Annotated in this window: 13 protein-coding genes and 1 riboswitch; of the genes, 4 read left to right on the top strand and 9 right to left on the bottom strand. The window is 60.4% G+C overall.

Features of this window, described 5'->3' with window-relative positions; translation table 11 throughout:
- Positions 1-23: 23 nt before the first annotated feature.
- The 6 genes from metH to ACR0E6_RS09885 all read right to left on the bottom strand — a co-directional run bounded on the left by metH (position 24) and on the right by ACR0E6_RS09885 (position 9,835).
- Positions 24-2,753 (bottom strand): methionine synthase, encoded by a 2,730-nt coding sequence (gene metH / locus ACR0E6_RS09910; protein WP_480582720.1) that lies wholly within the window; start codon positions 2,751-2,753, stop codon positions 24-26.
- On the bottom strand, positions 2,750-3,802 hold the full coding sequence (locus tag ACR0E6_RS09905; protein ID WP_480582717.1) for a homocysteine S-methyltransferase family protein: 1,053 nt from the start codon (positions 3,800-3,802) through the stop codon (positions 2,750-2,752). The genes metH and ACR0E6_RS09905 overlap by 4 nt, the downstream gene beginning before the upstream one ends.
- 214 nt (positions 3,803-4,016) lie before the next feature.
- Positions 4,017-4,316: a hypothetical protein gene (locus ACR0E6_RS09900; protein ID WP_170452778.1), complete on the bottom strand. Its 300-nt coding sequence runs from the start codon at positions 4,314-4,316 to the stop codon at positions 4,017-4,019.
- 122 nt (positions 4,317-4,438) lie between these two features.
- Positions 4,439-4,650: riboswitch (cobalamin riboswitch) on the bottom strand.
- A 95-nt stretch (positions 4,651-4,745) separates the two neighbouring features.
- Complete coding sequence (locus ACR0E6_RS09895) at positions 4,746-5,810, bottom strand: AbrB family transcriptional regulator (protein WP_480582715.1); 1,065 nt, start codon at positions 5,808-5,810, stop codon at positions 4,746-4,748.
- Between the two features lie 220 nt (positions 5,811-6,030).
- The gene (locus tag ACR0E6_RS09890; RefSeq protein WP_170452775.1) at positions 6,031-6,735 is read right to left on the bottom strand and encodes a nucleoside 2-deoxyribosyltransferase; all 705 of its coding nucleotides are present in this window, start codon (positions 6,733-6,735) and stop codon (positions 6,031-6,033) included.
- Positions 6,736-6,766: 31 nt separating this feature from the next.
- The gene (locus ACR0E6_RS09885; RefSeq protein ID WP_480582713.1) at positions 6,767-9,835 is read right to left on the bottom strand and encodes an ATP-binding protein; all 3,069 of its coding nucleotides are present in this window, start codon (positions 9,833-9,835) and stop codon (positions 6,767-6,769) included.
- A 158-nt stretch (positions 9,836-9,993) separates the two neighbouring features.
- Here ACR0E6_RS09885 and ACR0E6_RS09880 point away from each other — a divergent pair, with 158 nt between their 5' ends.
- The 4 genes from ACR0E6_RS09880 (at position 9,994) to ACR0E6_RS09865 (ending at position 14,911) form a co-directional block, all read left to right on the top strand.
- Positions 9,994-11,436: a metallophosphoesterase family protein gene (locus ACR0E6_RS09880; protein ID WP_480582711.1), complete on the top strand. Its 1,443-nt coding sequence runs from the start codon at positions 9,994-9,996 to the stop codon at positions 11,434-11,436.
- Positions 11,437-11,463: 27 nt separating this feature from the next.
- Positions 11,464-13,092, top strand: coding sequence for a N,N-dimethylformamidase beta subunit family domain-containing protein (locus ACR0E6_RS09875; RefSeq protein WP_480582709.1), 1,629 nt, complete (start codon positions 11,464-11,466; stop codon positions 13,090-13,092).
- Between the two features lie 414 nt (positions 13,093-13,506).
- Positions 13,507-14,163: an outer membrane protein gene (locus ACR0E6_RS09870; RefSeq protein ID WP_480582707.1), complete on the top strand. Its 657-nt coding sequence runs from the start codon at positions 13,507-13,509 to the stop codon at positions 14,161-14,163.
- 100 nt (positions 14,164-14,263) lie between these two features.
- On the top strand, positions 14,264-14,911 hold the full coding sequence (locus tag ACR0E6_RS09865; protein ID WP_480582705.1) for a sulfotransferase family protein: 648 nt from the start codon (positions 14,264-14,266) through the stop codon (positions 14,909-14,911).
- A gap of 69 nt (positions 14,912-14,980) precedes the next feature.
- Here the strand turns inward: ACR0E6_RS09865 and ACR0E6_RS09860 are convergent, their stop codons facing one another.
- From ACR0E6_RS09860 to ACR0E6_RS09850, 3 genes are read right to left on the bottom strand one after another with little or no spacing between them, the layout of a single operon-like run.
- Complete coding sequence (locus ACR0E6_RS09860; RefSeq protein ID WP_170521608.1) at positions 14,981-16,054, bottom strand: BMP family ABC transporter substrate-binding protein; 1,074 nt, start codon at positions 16,052-16,054, stop codon at positions 14,981-14,983.
- A gap of 32 nt (positions 16,055-16,086) precedes the next feature.
- A complete protein-coding gene (locus ACR0E6_RS09855; RefSeq protein ID WP_170452756.1) occupies positions 16,087-17,007 on the bottom strand; it encodes an ABC transporter permease in 921 nt (306 codons plus the stop codon).
- Positions 17,007-18,089: an ABC transporter permease gene (locus tag ACR0E6_RS09850; RefSeq protein ID WP_480582702.1), complete on the bottom strand. Its 1,083-nt coding sequence runs from the start codon at positions 18,087-18,089 to the stop codon at positions 17,007-17,009. The genes ACR0E6_RS09855 and ACR0E6_RS09850 overlap by 1 nt, the downstream gene beginning before the upstream one ends.
- Positions 18,090-18,134: the final 45 nt, after the last annotated feature.

The raw sequence follows: 18,134 nt of genomic DNA, 5'->3' as shown, positions 1-18,134 counted from the left end.
CGATTGACTGACAACATATCGACTTACGCGGCTGCCTTGCGCGATGCCTTGGCCGGGACGTAGTTGAGCACCGGGGCCAGCCAGCGTTCGGCCTCTTCCACGGTCATTCGTTTTCTCTGGGCGTAGTCCTCGACCTGATCGCGTTCCACTTTGCCAACACCAAAATAGTAGCTGTCCGGGTGCCCGATATAGAGCCCGGAGACAGATGAGCCGGGCCACATCGCCATGCTTTCGGTCAGCGCCACTCCGGTCGCGGCCTCGGCGTCCAGCAGGCTGAACAGCGTGCGTTTTTCGGTGTGATCGGGCTGGGCCGGATAGCCCGGCGCGGGGCGGATACCGGCATAAGGTTCGCTGATCAGGGCCTGTGGGTCGAAGTCTTCACCCTTTGCGTAACCCCAAAATTCACGCCGGACCCTTTCATGCAGCATCTCGGCCATGGCTTCGGCGATCCGATCGGCCAGAGCCTTGACGAGGATCGCGCCGTAATTGTCGTTGACCTTGTCCAGCCGCTCGGCAATGTCAGAGTCCTCCGGTCCCGCCGTGACGACAAACCCGCCGACATGGTCCGCACTATGGCCTTCCGGGGCGACAAAATCCGACAACGCGACATTCGGTCGATCACCGCGTTTTACGGTCTGCTGGCGCAGCGTGTGCAGGGCGGCCAGAGTTTCAGCGCGATCCGGGCCGGTATACAGCCGGATGTCATCGCCGACCGTGTTGGCAGGCCAAAATCCAACAACCCCTCGGGGTGTGAACCAGCGCTCTGCGATAATCTGTTCCAGCATTGCCTGCGCATCGGCAAAAAGCGCCCGCGCCGCCGCGCCCTGTTTTTCATCTTCAAGAATTCCGGGATAGACACCGCGCATTTCCCAGGTCTGGAAGAAGGGCGTCCAGTCGATATAGCGCGCAATTTCGGCCAGATCCCAATCGGGCAGCACGCGCGCGCCGGTGAAGGACGGAGCAATGGGCTCGTAATCATCCCAATCCAGCTTCAGCGCATTCGCCCGCGCCTTGGCCAAAAGCAGGCGGTTCTTGGCGCGTTCGCCGCGCTCGTGCTTGTCGGCCACATCCGCATATTCGGCCTGAATCCCGGCGACATAATCGGGCTTCTGCGTCGGGCTCAGCAATGCGCCGACAACCCCGACAGCGCGGCTGGCATCGGTGACATAGACCGCCTGCCCATGCGTGTAACGCGGCGCGATCTTGACCGCTGTGTGCACCCGCGACGTGGTTGCGCCGCCGATCAGCAGCGGAATATCGAACGCTTCGCGCTCCATCTCCGAGGCCAGATGCACCATCTCGTCCAGCGACGGCGTGATCAGCCCGGACAGGCCGATAATGTCCACATTTTCCTCGCGCGCGACTTGCAGGATCTTCTGCGGCGGGACCATGACGCCCAGATCCACGATCTCATAATTGTTGCAGGCCAGAACCACGCCGACGATATTCTTGCCGATATCGTGCACGTCCCCCTTCACGGTCGCCATCAGCACCTTGCCCGCAGATTGCCGGCCCTCACCGCCATTCCGGCGCTTTTCTTCCTCCATATAGGGCAGCAACACGGCCACGGCCTGCTTCATCACGCGGGCCGATTTCACCACTTGCGGCAGGAACATCTTGCCCGCGCCGAACAGATCGCCGACCACGTTCATCCCGGCCATCAGAGGGCCCTCGATGACATGCAAAGGCCGTTCCGCATCGGCGCGCGCGGCCTCGGTGTCTTCTTCGATGAACTCGGTGATGCCGTTGACCAGCGCATGCTCCAGCCGTTTCTCGACCGGCCAGTCGCGCCAGGCCAGGTCGCGGGTTTTCTCCTCGCGCTTGTCGCCACGGAAATGTTCGGCGATGTCCAGCAGGTTCTCGGTCGCGGTGCCGCCGGATTTCGGCTGGCGGTTCAGGACCACATCCTCGCACGCTTCGCGCAGGTCTGGGTCGATCTGGTCATAAACGGCCAACTGGCCCGCGTTGACGATGCCCATATCCATCCCGGCCTGAATGGCATGATACAGGAACACCGCATGCATCGCCTCGCGCACCGGATCGTTGCCGCGAAAGCTGAAAGACAGGTTCGACACGCCGCCCGACACATGTGCATGGGGCAGGTTCTGCCTTATCCAGCGGGTCGCCTCGATGAAATCCACGCCGTAATTGTCGTGGTCTTCGATCCCGGTGGCGACGGCAAAGATGTTGGGGTCAAAGATGATGTCTTCGGGTGGGAACCCCATATCCTCGACCAGAATGCGATAAGCGCGGGCGCAAATCTCGGTCTTGCGTTCGAACGTATCGGCCTGACCGGCCTCGTCAAAGGCCATGACCACCACGGCGGCACCATAGGCCAGACACAGACCCGCGTGATGGCGAAACGCCTCTTCTCCCTCTTTCAGGCTGATCGAGTTCACCACCGGCTTGCCCTGCACGCATTGCAGCCCGGCCTCGATCACCTCCCATTTCGAGCTGTCGATCATGATTGGCACGCGGGCGATATCGGGCTCGGACGCGACAAGGTTCAGGTATTCGACCATCGCCTGTTTGCTGTCGATCAGCCCTTCATCCATGTTGATGTCGATGATCTGAGCGCCGTTTTCCACTTGATCCCGCGCAACGTCCAGCGCGGCGGCATAGTCGCGGTTCACGATCAATTTGCGAAACCGGGCCGAGCCGGTGACGTTGGTCCGCTCACCCACATTCACAAAGGGGATGTCTGGCGTCAGGACAAAAGGCTCCAGCCCCGAGAGGCGCAGATGACGGGTCATGCGGGTACCTTTCTGGGGGCAAAGGGCGCAACCGCTTCGGCGATCGCGCGGATATGGTCGGGCGTGGTGCCGCAGCAACCGCCGACCACGTTGACGATGCCATCGCGGGCAAACTCTTCGACCTGAGCGGCGGTCTGGTTCGGTGTTTCGTCATACTGGCCGAACTCATTCGGCAGGCCCGCGTTGGGGTAGGCGCAGGTCAGGGCGGTCGCCACGCCCGAAATCTCGGCCATATGCGGGCGCATGGATGCAGCGCCAAGGGCGCAGTTCAGCCCGACGGTGAAAGGGCGCGCATGGGCGACCGAGTGCCAGAAGGCGGTGGGTGTCTGGCCAGAAAGCGTCCGGCCCGAGGCATCGGTGATCGTGCCCGAGATCATCAGCGGCAGGCAGCGTCCGGCCTTGGCGAAGCTCTCGAAGGCCGCGAAAATCGCCGCCTTGGCGTTCAGCGTGTCAAAGATCGTCTCGATCAGGATCAGGTCAGAGCCTCCTTCGATCAGCCCGTCGATCTGCTGGCCATAGGCTATGCGCAGATCATCGAAACTGACGGCGCGGTATCCGGGATCGTTCACATCCGGGCTGATCGAGGCCGTCCGGTTCGTCGGGCCCACAGCCCCGGCCACAAACCGGGGTTTGCCGTCCTCAGCCGTGGCCCGGTCCGCCGCGCGCCGCGCCACCTGCGCGCCTGCGACGTTCAGATCATGCACCGCAGCCTCCAGCCCGTAATCGGCTTGCGCGATGGTGGTTGAGGAAAAAGTGTTGGTTTCAAGGATATCCGCCCCGGCCATTGCGAACTCGTATTGAATGTCCTCAACTGCCTGCGGCTGGGTCAGCACCAACAGGTCGTTGTTGCCCTGTTGCGGAAGGTCCGGGTGATAATGATGCCGACAACCGGGGCCATGGATGTGACCGTTGGCGGTAAAATCCTCTTCGGTCATGTTCAGCGCCTGGATCATTGTGCCCATGGCCCCGTCAAGGATCAGGATGCGCTGGGCAGCCAATGCGCGCAGCGTCGCGAGCGCGGGTGTGTCGGGCAAGGTAAAGTCAAGCATTCGCGGTATCCAATCGGCTGTGTTGGCCGAAGGTATAGCGCGTTGACATTATGAGGTGAAATGATTGTTATTCGACAAAATTATGAGCTTGCATCATAATGTGTCTTGTTCGGCGCGCAAATCCAACCGAATCACCAATAAGCAGCCAAAGCATTGCCCGGCCAAAATCGTCCAAAATGCGGGCGATGGCACAAGCTGAATTGCCCGCATGAGGTTACAAGGCGGCTCGGCGCGCGCGATGGCCCCCTCGGCGCTGTTTTGCGGGCAGGGCCAGGAACAATGGTTCCAGGGGCATCTGCATGGATCGGGCCAGCAGGTCGCAGAACACAGCGATGGCGGGTGAGGTCTCGGCAAACGGTTTGGCCTTGGCCAAAGCAATCCGCGCCTGCGCGTGGTAGTTCGCGGAACCGGGCAGGCCACCCAGCCATTGCATATAGCCCATCTGCCCCAGTTCTTGCGCGCGCTGCGGTGGCACGTGGCCGGTATCCAGTTGGGAAATGGTCAGGTCAAGCATAACGCCGCCCTCCGCGCTTTTGGGCGGCTTGTGTGGGGCATCAACAGTGATGTCTGGCCAGTGCGGTCCATCTCTTGTCGCTCCGTCCACGGGCACCCCGCCCGAGTTAAGGTGACTGCGGCACATATGCGCCGGAGATGGCAGGTCTCCTGACTTGCGGTTCATCGCTGTCCCCGTCCTTCCCGGACAACCCAAGCGGGGTCATCCAGTGGTCTGTCGGGGGTCGCTCGCCGCTTACAGTTGCGGGGGCAGTTGCGGCTTTGGGCGTTTGCCCGCACCGCATTCCCTTTTCAGCCGACTCAGAGCGTCGGACACCATCGGCAGCACAGTCTCATAAGGCCAAAGCCCTGTCCACCGGTGCCAGCAAAGCACGCAGCGTCGGATTGCAACCCGGCAGGAATTGAACCCAAATCAAACTGCGAAACACCTCTAATCCCGAGAGCCGGACCAGCGCACCAGAAGACTGGCCGCGATGGGCGCGCCGATGATCACCAGAACGATCCGTGTCAGGTGGTGGGTAATGACAAACCCGAGATCCGCGCCCGAGACGATGGCCAAGACCGTCATTTCAGCCTGCCCGCCGGGGGCATAGGCGAGGAAGGCCTCGATCGGTTGTCCAAAACCCAACGTGGTCACAAGGGCCGTGAAGGCTGCTGCAAGTACGGCCAGCACAACAACATAGGCGCAGCCCGCCGCCACAACTTTGCGCAGCTCGACCCATGTGACGCCGACGAATTTCACGCCGATGGTGCAGCCGATAAAGAATTGCGCGACAAGGATCGCCTCGCGCGGTGGGCGGGTGTGGATGAAATCGCCCAGTGACAAGGCCGCAGTCAGGATCATTGGGCCCAGAATGGACGCTCCGAACAGGCCGATCCGCTCACCGCCTTTCCAGCCGACAATGGCGGCGACGACCATCAGCGCCAGTTCGTGCAAAGGCAGGTCGCGGGCGGGTTCGCCAATGGGGTTGGTCAGGTCAGCGTCGTAGAACAGGGTCAGGAGCAACGGGGCGAGCGTCACGATGATCAGCACGCGCGTGCCATGGATCAGGGACAGGGCGCGCGGATTGGCACCGGCCTCGGTGCCGAAGATGATCATGTCTTGCAACCCGCCAGGCATCGCGGCGTAAAAGGCCGTTTTGTCGTCAAAGCCCCAGACCTTGCGAAAGAACGGCACCCCGACCAAAGCGATCAACAGGATGAAGGGTGGGATCAGAGCAATCGACGCTGCCATTTTCGGCAGTTGGCCAAACAGATCAGGCGTGATCGAAGCCCCCACCGCCACGCCCAGGATAGTGCGCGCCGCGACCGAGATCTGCCCGAACCCCTCCATCGGCGCATGCGCCAGTGCCGCAATCAGGCAGGCGGTCATGGGGCCGAACAGAAAGGGCAGTGGCAGGCCCAGCATCCAGAATACGACCGTTCCCAGCCCGGCAAGGCCGAAGGTAATGGCCCGCCTAACGGGGCGGCTTGGTGATGTGGCTTGGACGGACAAATTTCAGGCCCGATGTCATTGGGTCAATTGTATCCAATGGTATACAAATGGGCGCGGTTTGCAAGACCACGCGCACCGACCATTCGGCATGCCCGAGTGAGGAGCGGCCCGTGATGCAGCTTGGCGCTATCAGCGTGTGTTGGATGAGATCCGGGAACGAGGTGTCGAAATCAAGGCGAGTGTCACTGAATTCGTTTCAACCCCACCAATCCAACAGGGCTTACGTGGGTGCCGACCCGCCAAATGCAGCCTGATAAGCCTTGTTGCTTTTCGCCCAGTCGATCAGTTCCTCACCCGCTTCCAGCGCGGCCTTCTCGTTTGGCGCATTCGAAATCGCGTCGAGCCGCTTGTGAAGGTCCGAACTGGGGTCTGCCGTCATCGCCCCAACCTCCATCACAAGGCTGACATTCGGGGGCGGGGTGTAGACATAGCCGTTCTGCGACTGAGCTTCGATCCGTTTGAGCAGGGCGGGCACGATGGATGCGGTGTCATGCACATAGTCCCAATTGGTCGAAAGCCCCTGAATCATCGGGTTATCGACCCCACCAAACAGCGTCACCGGTGTCGTCTTGTAGATCACAAGGGGCATTCCAGCGGCGTAGGCTGTTGTCACCTCGACAATACTGCCGCCATCGGGCACCCGGCCATCCATGTTGAACACAAGGCTCGAACAGCGCCCGAGCAATTGGTAGATATCCTGCGCGTAGCCGACCTTGAGGATGATATACAGCATCTCCTGGCCCTTTTGTGACCAGACCTGAGGGTCCTGCAACATATCCATCATCTTGGCGATCTCGACGCCGTCGCGCGGGGCGAGATAGGTGCCGAACCCTCCGGCCTCGAGCACGGCGGCGATGTTATATTGCTCCCAAAGATCACCGACGCTGAACATCGGGCCCGAGCAGAAAACGATATGGTCTGTCATGAAATGGTCCTCTGGTTAAAATTCAGTGTCGTCAGGCCGGGTCTGAAGCGGCTGCGCCGGGCTCCAGCCGACCGGCCCAATCGGCAACCAACTGCGCGCCTTCGGCTTCGCGCGCGGTGCCGTTTAGCATATCAGACAGCACCCGCGCACAGCGCAGGGCCAGCGAAACCGATCCGGCAGCCCCGGCTTCGTCAATTGCGGTGCGCAGCAGCGCCTCGGCCTCATCTTGTCGGTCCAGAACAGCCAGCACCTGTGCTTTCAACCGCATCAGGTCCGGGTTCCAAACCGGCTGGTTCAACATCCCCGACAGTTGCAGCCCGGTGTCAACGATCGCCAGCGCCGTATCCGGATCGTCATTGGCCAGCCGTGTGTCAGCCATGATCGCAAACCCCATGCCCGAGCCTGTCTGACTGCCGGTTTTCGCCAGCAAGGCCAGACCGGCATCAACCTCCTGACAACGCTTGTCCGGCGGGTCGATGGGTTGTCCGGCCCGGAACAACTGGCTTAACCCGCCCCAAAGCGGGATGCCAAGCTGGGCGCATGTCTCATAGGTCTCGGTGGCCAGAGCATAGGCGCGGTCACTGTCCCGGCGGCAATGCAGGGTGATGATCAGAAAGGCCCGTGCGGCGGCCAAGCTGAGCGCCGAGTTCAACCCCTCGGCCAGCGCCAACCCCGCCTCGGCACGTTTCAGCGCCGTATCGGGCGCGCCGCACCACCAATGGGCGACCGCGCTGACCCCATAGGCCAGAACGCCCTGATCGGTGCCAATCCCATAAGTAACCTCGGCGTAATCCTCGGGGCGGTAGAGACGGATCGCCTCTTCCGCATGTTCAACGGCAATCTCACCTTCGCCCAGTTGAAACCGCAGAAAGGCAAGCGTGGTATGGGCGCGCAACATGCCGATCCGGTTTGCGGTCGCGCCGGGCACAGCCAGAATGCGGTCGGCATATTCTATGCCCTTAGCGCAGTCTCCCTTGTCCAGAAAATGCGCGGCCAGCCCGTTCAGCGCCGATGAGGTCTCATCCGCGTCGTCAAGACGTTCGGCCAGTTCCAACGCGCGATCCAGCACCGGTTTGATTTCGGGTGAGGCAAAGCCCCGCACGCCCATGATCGCGTTTTCCAGCGGGATCTGGATGGACAGCTCGATCTCGTCCCGCTGGCGGTTTTCCTCGGTCTGCTCCAGCGAGGCCAAAGCACGGCGATACAGCACCGTTGCATCCTCGACCGCAGCTTGCTTGACCGCGCGCAGCCCGGCGTCGCGGTACCAGATGGCGGCATCGGTAAAATGCCGGGCAGCATGCAGGTGATGGGCGATCTTGTCGGGCTGTTCCGCCGTCCCGTCCTGAAGGCACACAGCGGCGCGGGCATGCAGATCGGTCCGCTCGGCCCGCAGAAGCGTGGCATAGACCGCGTCCTGCGTCAGCGCGTGGCGGAACATGTAGCCGTCATTGGTGCCCGAACGCGGACGCAGAATATCGGCCTCCAGCAAATCCCCGACCGTTCCGGATATCTCGACCTCATCGCGCTGGGCGACCTGGGACAGGATCGACATATCCAGATCCTCGCCCAGAACGGCGGCGACCTGAGCGGTCTTTTTCGACTCGGGCGACAGAGCGTCCAGCCGCTCCATGATCAGGCTGTTCAGGGTTGGCGGAACCGCGCGGCTTTGGCGGTGTCCGGTCTGGTTTTCCCCGGCAAAGCGGGCCAGTTCTTCGATATACAGGGGGTTGCCTGCGCCGCGTGTCAGGATATCTTCCAGTACCGCATCCGACAGGTCCGCGGGGGCTGCGGCCCGTTGCGCCAACTGCGTCGCCTGGTCGTGATCCAACGCTGCAAGCGCGATCACTTCGGACCGTTTTGCGGGCAGCCCCGGACTGCCATCATCGCGCTGCGCCACAAGGCAGAAAACCGGCAGCGGCTGAGGCCAGTCGAGCAGCATCTCCAGAAGTTCCAGGCTGGTGGCGTCACACCAGTGAAGGTCTTCGCAGACCAGCACGACAGGGCGATCAACGGCAAGTCGTGCAAGCCAGTGCCCGAGGGTCAGAAGTGTCCGGTGGCGCAGGGTTTCCGGGCTGGAATTTTCCAACGCGGCCGTGTCGGAGGTATGGATACCAAGCAACCGGGCAATCAGCGGCACGGTCTCGTCCGGTGCATTGTCTTGTTGCGTCACACCCTGTCTGAGACGGTTGAGCGCCTCGTCGTCCTCCATGCCCGGAGTGATACCAAGGCTTTGCTGGATCAGCCCGATGAAGGGTGCAAGCGGCGCGCTTGACGACAGCGCGTCACACTGTACCCCAAGCCAGATATGGGGGGTTTCGGCCAATTGGGCCCGGAAGGCACGCAGCAGGCTGGTTTTGCCAATCCCCGGATTGCCTTTCACCGTTGCCGCGACCGGCCCGTGTTCGGTAGCCTTTTGCCAGAGTTCGCGCAATTGACCCAGCACCGCCTCGCGCCCCAGCAGCAGGGTCGAGCCTGTGATGCTTCCAGACCTGGCATTGGCAGCGGCAGGGCGCAATACGCGGTGCAGAGGCAACGGGCGGGCGACGCCTTTCAGGTCAACCGGACCCAGAGGTTGCGATACGAACTTCTGTTTGAGCAGCGACATCACCGGATCGCTGACCAATACTGTTCCTGGACGGGCCTTCGCCTCGATCCGGGCGGCAATGTTCACTGTTTCACCAAACAGAACATCGCGCCCGCCCTGTTCGCTTTCACCCACCACCACCTCGCCGGTATGCACCCCGATGCGGGCCTGCAGGCGTGGAGCGTCCGGGTCCGTACCGGGAAGGGGCTGTTTCATCGCGTTCAATAGGTCCAGCGCGGCCCGCACAGCGCGCTCAGCGTCGTTTTCCCGCGCCTGCGGATAGCCGAAATACAGCAACAGGCCATCGCCCAGATACTTGGCGACCCGTCCGCCATAGTCTGTGAAAATGCGCCGTCCGGTTTCCTGATAGGCAAGGATCAGCGCGGCGTAATCCTCGGTGTCGATCCGGCCGCTCAGATCGGTCGATCCGGCCAGATCGACGAAGACCACAACAAGCTGCCGGCGTTCGCCGACGACATTGTGCCGGTTCGAGAGGTCTTCGTCGGAATGAACCATCTCTGCCCCCTGAAACGCCCCAAAATAAGGTTTAACGCGTTAACTCTTTCAGCTTGACCGCATGAGTTCCCCTGCGTCAAGTAAGAGTTGGCGCCTCTGACCCGGGTCATATCCCCGGCGATCGCCTCGAAAAACGGGCCGCAGGAGAAAGCACAATCATGAGCGATATCCGGTACATCAGCCTGTCCGACATGCATTTCGGGGCCGATAACAGCATCCTGACGCGGCTGACTAGGGCCGATGGTAAAGTGGACCCGAACCATCCAAGCGATCTGCTGGTGCAACTGGTGGGCTGCCTGCGTCATCTGATCAACGCGAACGGGGATGCGCCCCTTCCGACCCTGATCCTGAATGGCGATATTCTGGATCTGGCCTTCAGCACCAAGACCGTTTCGGCCATGGCGTTTCAGCAGTTTCTGGAACTGGCCATGCCCGAGGATTCCGATAGCCGGTTGTTCTCGACCAAGATGATCTATCTGCCGGGCAACCATGATCACCATCTGTGGCAAACCTGCCGGGAGCGCCGGTTTGCCGATCATCTGGCAGGGTCCGACTGGCAGGACAGCGCGCCAACCGTGCCGCATACCACGCCGCTGATGGACCCCGATCCGCTGCCTGATTGCCTGTTGCAATCGATTGGCCGACGCTTGCCGTGGCTGTCCGATCTTACGGTCGAAACGGTCTATCCCAACCTGGCCTTTGCCTCGGGCCAAAAGCTGGTGATCTATACCCACGGTCACTTCATCGAAGATGTCTATCTGCTGGCCAGCACCTTTGCCGATACTCTGTTCCCCGACACCAAGCCCCCTGTCACGATGGAGGAATGGGAGGCGCAGAACTTTGCCTGGATCGATTTTGTCTGGTCCCTGATCGGTCGTTCAGGCCGGATCGGGCCGGATGAAGAGATCATCTATAACCTCGGCAACAGCCCCAAGGAACTGGGGGCGCTGGCAGGCGCGGCGGTCCGGCGTTTTCTGGAGGCCAAGGCCGGGTCACTGGGCAAATCGCTGGGCGAGGGGGCCGGAGAACTGGTGGGCGATCTGGTCGGAAAAGCGTTCGAGCGAGGCTCGGCGCAGCATCTGCTCAGCGATGGTGGTGCAGGTCTGCGTCGGTTTTTGCAGGTTCCGGTTCAGGGTCAGATCAGGGCCGCCTATGGCGACAAGCCGGTGCCCGCCGACATTTCCGTGGTTTTCGGCCACACGCACAAGCCATTTGAGAAAGTGATGGAGATCGAAGATTTCACTGCCCCCCGTTTCACCGCCGTCAACAGCGGCGGCTGGGTGGTCGACAGCCCCGACCCGCAACCCCTGATCGGAGGGGCGGCGGTTCTTATGGATGCCGACCTGAACCTTGCCTCGCTGCGCTTTTATAACGAAGCGGATGCCCCAGGTGATTACCGCGTGGCGTTGCATAAGGCGGGGCCGGAAGGTGCCGATAACCCCTTGTTCGACCGTTTGTCCTCGCTTGTTGACGGCACTCAATGGCCTTGGGCACAGTTTTCGCAAACAGCCGCAGTTGCGGTCAAAACCCACAACACGCGGCTTAAGGCGTTTCTTGCCGCTTATGAGCCAAGCCAGCCTGAAGATGCGACCAAAGACTGAACTCGACCCATCGAAGCCGATCCGCCAATGACGCGTTCAGAATCCAGCGAACCGGCCATCACGCCACGAACCCGCGCCAAGGCGCGGCATATTCTGGACAACTATTACATTGGCCCGTCCCGTGACGCCGATGTGCTGGAGATCTGGGGTTACACCGACCGCATGACCTACGCCCCGGGTGAACGCGTGGCGCTGCGCGTTTCGACAACCGCGCAGAAATGGGATCTGGAGATTGGCCGGGATGGGGTCTCCTACCAGCCCGTGCTTCGGGAAAGCGGGTTGAAAGGGGTGCATCAGGATACGCCCTTCGACTGTTCGGTTTCCGGGTGCGATTGGGAGGCGTCTTACGAATTCACCATTCCTGCCGACTGGCCTGCAGGCGGGTATCTGGTGACGTTCAGGGCCGGGCGAGACGGGGATCACGTCGAAGAACACCATCTGTTTCTGCTGCGCCGCGCAAAGGACAAACCAGCCGCGCCATATCTGTTGGTTTGCGCCACGGGCACATGGCTGGCGTATAATTGCTGGGGCGGGTCCAATCATTACGAGGGTATCACCGGCCCGGACCAGAATGCCTTTTCGCCTGTTGTTTCAACCCAACGCCCCTGGACGCGGGGGTTTTGCAAACTGCCAGCCGGGGCCCCTCGGGCGGTGCCTGACAGGGCTCATACTGCTGGTGAGATGGTGCGTTACCCCTATATGGAATGGGCCTATGCCTATGGGTATTCGAAGAAATATGCCTCGGCCGGGTGGGCCAGCTATGAACGGCATTTTGCCAGGTGGGCCGAAGCGCAGGGTTATGAATTCGACTTTGCCACCCAACATGATCTGGAGGCTGATCCCGACCTGTTGGAACGCCACAGATGCGCGGTTTTTGTCGGGCATGACGAGTATTGGTCGGCGAATATGCGCAAGGCCGTGGATCGCTTTGTCACCAACGGCGGTCGGGTCGCCCGGTTTGCAGGGAATTTCCTGTGGCAGACCCGGATCGAAGACGAAGGGCAGACCCAGATCTGCTACAAATACACGGCAGAGCTCGATCCGCTGGCCGGAACGGACCAGCAGCATCTGGTGACAGCAGCGTGGGAGGTTGATCCGGTGAACTGGCCGGGTGCCCAGACGTTCGGGGTGAACGGGCTTAAGGGCATCTACGCGGGCTTGGGCCGGTGTGCGGGGCAGAACAGCGGTTTCACGGTCTACCGCCCCGATCACTGGGCACTTGCCGGAACGCAATTGGGCTATGGCGATCAACTGGGAAGTAGCTCGCGGATTTACGGGTACGAGGTCGACGGGCTGGATTACAGAATGGAGGATGGCCTGCCGTTTCCGACAGGGACCGATGGAGCTGATCCCGACATCTCTATTCTGGCCATGGGTCTGGCAACAAACCTAGAGCCGGATCACGGAATTTGGGGTGAGACGATGCATATCGGCAGCGCCGACGCTGCTTTCAAAGCACGGACACTGTTCGGCGAACTGACCCAGGAAACGCTTGACCGCAGCACGCGCGGAAACGGAGTTATTGTGCATTGGGAGCGTGGGCAAGGCGAAGTCTTTACCGCCGCCACCTGCGAGTGGGTCATGGGCCTGACGCGCCGCGATTGGCAGGTCGAGCAGATCACCCGCAACGTGCTGGACCGGTTTGGGCGGGCTTGACGCGTTGTGTCAGTGACCCCAAGAATCCCTTCCTTTTGGGGTTTCGGCAATTTCTTGCTGGATTTTGAGTGTACGCGCAGATCGTTGCGGTGATTTGGTCAGAGCATCCGATCACTCAACGGACGCGATGTGGCTTTAGCGCCATGCGGCGAACATGTCCCGAGTGTTCAGGACGATAAGGGATTTAGGAATGCGCTTGCCCGTGGTATTCTCAAGATGAGACAGTGAGTTACGAACGGGCCGATTTGATCAGGCACAACTTGGAAGATGCCCATTATTTTAGCGACTGTTGCGGGTATGTCCCGCAGGCGCGCGAAAAGAATAAGTCGTTTTTGGCTTTTCAGAAGGTGCTGCTAGATTTTGTGTATCGGGCGCTGTAAGGCGGCGAAAAAAGGAACGATTGAGGTGTTACGTATGTCGAATATGCGAAATGCGGTAGCAGGTATTGTGCTGGCACAGCTTGCGCTGTTCATTCCAGAAACCGCGCAGGCGCAAGATGGGCTGACAGGGGCTGACGGGGCCTTTCATGGCCTCTATGCCGGGTTGGAAATTGGCGCTGGCACTGCAAGCGGTGACACGGATTACCCTGTCTTGTCCGGTGGAACCTTAGATGCCTCGTTCGATCCGGATAACGGACGCAGTTTCGGTGTCTTGGTTGGCTACAACCTGCAACGCGGCAATATCTTGTACGGCGCCGAAGCCCGGTATTCGAACCTGTCTTACGTGCTTGAACGCGGAGCACCCGCACCGGAAAACCGTGAGGTCATGGATTTCGCAGATGTACGCGGGCGCGTCGGATATATCCGCGGTGATTTTTTGCTTTACGGTGCTGTGGGCTGGTCCTGGTCGCGCCTGCGCGTTCATCCAAGTGCAGCTTTTGAGTCTCGGGAAAGTCAAACGACGCTGGATGGTTTCAATGTCGGCGTGGGCGTCGAATACAACGTCACGGATCGCTGGTTTGTCGCCGCTGATTACACCTATCGCGACGTCTCGGGCCAGTTTGACGAAGCATCCAACGACAGTGACTTTGATCTGAGCACCATAACCGCGCGTGTCGCATATCGGTTCTGATTGCGACCGCGCCGAAGTAGCGGTACACGCGTTTGACCGCTGAACCAACCGATCACCAAAGCCGTACCACGCCGACACGTGGCACTGTTAAGGAAGCCGGATGCCTGTATACACCAATCTTCGCACTGTTTTCGTGCACATCCCGAAAACCGGCGGGTCGACTGTGACCACTTTGCTGAAGCGCGACCATCTGTTGAGTCGTCGTGTGAACGAACGCCATCCACAGGATGAAGAACGCGCGACCATATCCGGGCTGCTGAAACTGGTGGGGGATGAGGCCGATGACTACTACAAGTTCACCTTCGTCAGAAACCCGTGGGATCGCTTTGTCTCGGCCTATCACTATGTGTGCCAGCGGCGCCCGGATCTGACAGAAGTCAGCGATTGCGGGTCGTTTGACGAGTTCATGGCGACATTTGCGCGTGACCCGGACCGCTTCCTCAAGATCCGGTATTTCATACCGCAGAGCTACTTTCTGACGACACGCTCGGGCGAGATGCCGATAGATTTCATCGGCCGGTTCGAACGCTTTGATGACGATCTCAAAGTGGTGATGAAACAGCTTGGCCTTCGAAGATCGACGGCGCGTCACAGGAAAAAGACGGCGCGTTCGGACTACCGTGACTATTTCGATGACGACAGCCGGGATGTGGTTGCGCAGGCCTACGCGCGTGACATCGAGTTGTTTGGCTATTCCTTTGAAGACGGAAGCACCCGAAAGAAATCAAGGTTCCTTGGCCTGTTCTAACCGGGTTTAGTCCGAAACAAAAAAGCCCGCACATCGGTGCGGGCTTTCTCTGTTTGCTTGACTTAGGACTTACTGCGGAATTTCGCCTTCCAGCCCCTCGACATAGAAGTTCATGCCAGCCAGCGTACCGTCATCAGCGGTTTCGCCCTCGGCCAGCCAATCGCTGCCGTCCTGCTTCTTCAGCGGACCGGTGAAGGGGTGGTATTCACCCGCAGCCATGGCGGCTTTCAGGGCCAAGGCTTCTTCTTTGACATCAGCCGGAACGGCGTCGGTGATTTCACCGATTGCGACCATGCCTTCGCGGATACCATCCCAGGTGTTGGCGCTTTCCCATGTGCCATCCATGACGGCCTGGGTCCGTGCAATGTAATACGGTGCCCAATCATCGATGATCGAAGACACGCGCGGGAATGGCGCGTATTCGCTCATGTCCGAGGCCTGACCAAATGTGACCACGTTGCCTGCCTCTTGCGCTGCCGCTTGTGGCGCGGTCGAGTCGGTGTGTTGCAGGATCACGTCCGCGCCCTGTTCGATCAGAACCGTTGCGGCGTCAGCTTCTTTCGCCGGGTCGAACCAGGTGTAGGCCCAGACGATCTTGAATTCGACATCCGGGTTCACCTTCTTGGCGTGGATATAGGCCGAGTTGATGCCACGGATCACTTCGGGGATCGGGTACGAGCCGATATAACCGATGATGTTCGATTCCGTCATGTTTCCGGCGATATGGCCCTGAACCGCGCGACCTTCGTAAAACCGGGCCGAGTACACGGAAACGTTGTCGGCAGTCTTATATCCGGTGGCGTGCTCGAATTTCACATCCGGGAACTTCTTGGCCACGTTGATGGTCGGGTCCATATAACCGAAAGAGGTTGTAAAGATCAGATCCGCGCCTTCCAGCGCCATCTGGGTCATCACACGCTCGGCGTCGGGGCCTTCGGGAACGGATTCAACAAAGACAGTCTCGACCTTGTCGCCAAAGTGTTCCTCGACCGCCAGACGGCCCTTGTTGTGCTCATAGGTCCAGCCGCCATCGCCCACGGGGCCGACATAGACGAACCCAACCTTCGTTTTGTCCTGCGCCACAGCGCCGGTCGCCAGACCCAGCGCTATCGCAGCCGTCGTCAGAAGTGATTTAAATTTCATTTAGTTACTCCCCAAGTTGGTTCAGTTGGCCCCTAGTGTGAGGCATGGAAGATCCGGCCCAGTGAGGCAGGTGCGCTGCTCTTGTCGGCCGAAAGGATCACAAGCACAAGGATCGTGATGATATAGGGCGACATTGCCAGATACTCGACAGGGATGGCAACGCCCGCTGCCTGCAAATTCAGCTGCAACACCGTGATTCCGCCGAACAAATAGGCACCCAGCAAGGCCCGCCAGGGTTTCCAGCTGGCAAACACCACCAGTGCCAAGGCGATCCATCCCACGCCAGCCGTCATGCCCTCGGTCCATTGCGGCACGCGGATCAGGCTGATGTAGGCGCCGCCCAGACCGGCACAGGCCCCGCCGAACAGGATCGCCAGGATGCGGATCTTGATGACCTTGTAGCCCAGGGCATGTGCCGCGTCGTGGTTTTCGCCCACTGCACGCAGGATCAGACCGACGCGCGTGTATTTCAGCGTGGCCCAAACAGCGGCGGTCAACGCAATGCCGACATACAGGATCGGATCATGCTGGAACAGGATCGGCCCAATCACCGGGATATCGCTGATCAAGGGAATATGGATGTCGCCCATGCTGGGGGGTTTGACCCCGACATAGCTTTGACCCATCAGCGCGCTGAAACCCAGACCGAACAGCGTCAGCGCCAAACCACTTGCCACCTGATTGGCCAGTGCCACCTGCGTCAGCAGCACAAACAGCAGGGACAGCACCGCGCCGCCAATCGCGGCAGCAATAAAGCCCAGCCAGGGTGAGCCGGTCTCGACCGAGATCGCAAAGCCGCTGATGGCACCCACGATCATCATGCCCTCGACGCCAAGGTTCAGAACGCCAGCCTTTTCGACGACCAGTTCTCCGATCGCGGCCAGCAGCAGGGGGGTTGCGGCCACCATCAGCGAGGCGACCAGAAGGACGGGGTTGATTTCACCAAGGTCCATTACGCTACCTCGCTACGGGCCGCACGGATGCGGTAGTTGGTCAAAAGATCGAAGGCCAGCAGGAAGAACAGCAACATCCCCTGGAATACCTGAATGGCGGCGGCGGGCAGGCCCAGTTGGGATTGCGCAATCTCGCCGCCGATATAGGTCAACGCCATCAGGCCACCAGCCAGCAGAATGCCCATCGGGTGCAACCGGCCCAGAAAGGCCACGATGATCGCGGTAAAGCCATAGCCCACGTTAAAGTCGATGCTGACCACGCCCGAAGGGCCGGACACCTCGAACATCCCCGCCAATCCGGCCAACGCACCGGACAGGCCGAGGCAGAACAGGATCAGGCGCGCCGGGTTCACACCTGCGAATTTCGCGGCACGCGGGGCTTCTCCGGTCAGGCGGATGTGGAAGCCCAGCATATGGCGGTTCAATAGCACATAGGCAAAGATCACAGCGATCAGCGCGGTCACGACGCCCCAATGCATACCGGAACCTGCAATCAACTCGGCATTATGCGCGCTGTCATAAGACTGCAGGTTGCGCGAGCCGGGAAAGCCGAACCCTTCGGGGTTTTTCAACAGCCCCAGCGAAACCGAGGCCAGCATCTGCTCGGCCACATAGACCAGCATCAGCGACACAAGGATTTCGTTTGTGCCAAAACGCACTTTCAGAAAGGCCGGGATCATCGCCCAGAGCCAGCCGCCGAACGCCCCGGCGATCACCATGATCGGAAAGATATAGAACGCCTCCAGCGGATAAAACGCCAGACCAGCGCCCGCGCCGAAAATGGCGCCCATGATATACTGCCCCTCGGCCCCGATATTCCAGATACCGGCCCGAAAGCCCAGCGACAGACCAATGGCGATCAGAACCAGCGGCGCGCCTTTCACCAGCAATTGCGGGCGGTAGTAAAAGGCAAACTCACCGAACAGCGGTTCCCAGAAAATGGTGCCAATGGCCTCGACAGGGTTCTTGCCCAAAATGGCGAATAGAATGCCACCAAATACCATGGTCGCCAGCACCGCCACCAAGGGGGTCGCATAAGACCACGCCTTCGACGGCTGCGGCCGCTTCTCCAACACAATCACCTGCTCATCCCCCTAAGTTCTTCTTCTCGTTGAAAATACGGCCGC

The organism is Ruegeria sp. AP12 (genome assembly GCF_056540025.1).
The sequence above is the reverse complement of the archived record's forward strand: the minus strand, read 5'-3'. Positions and strand labels throughout refer to the sequence as shown.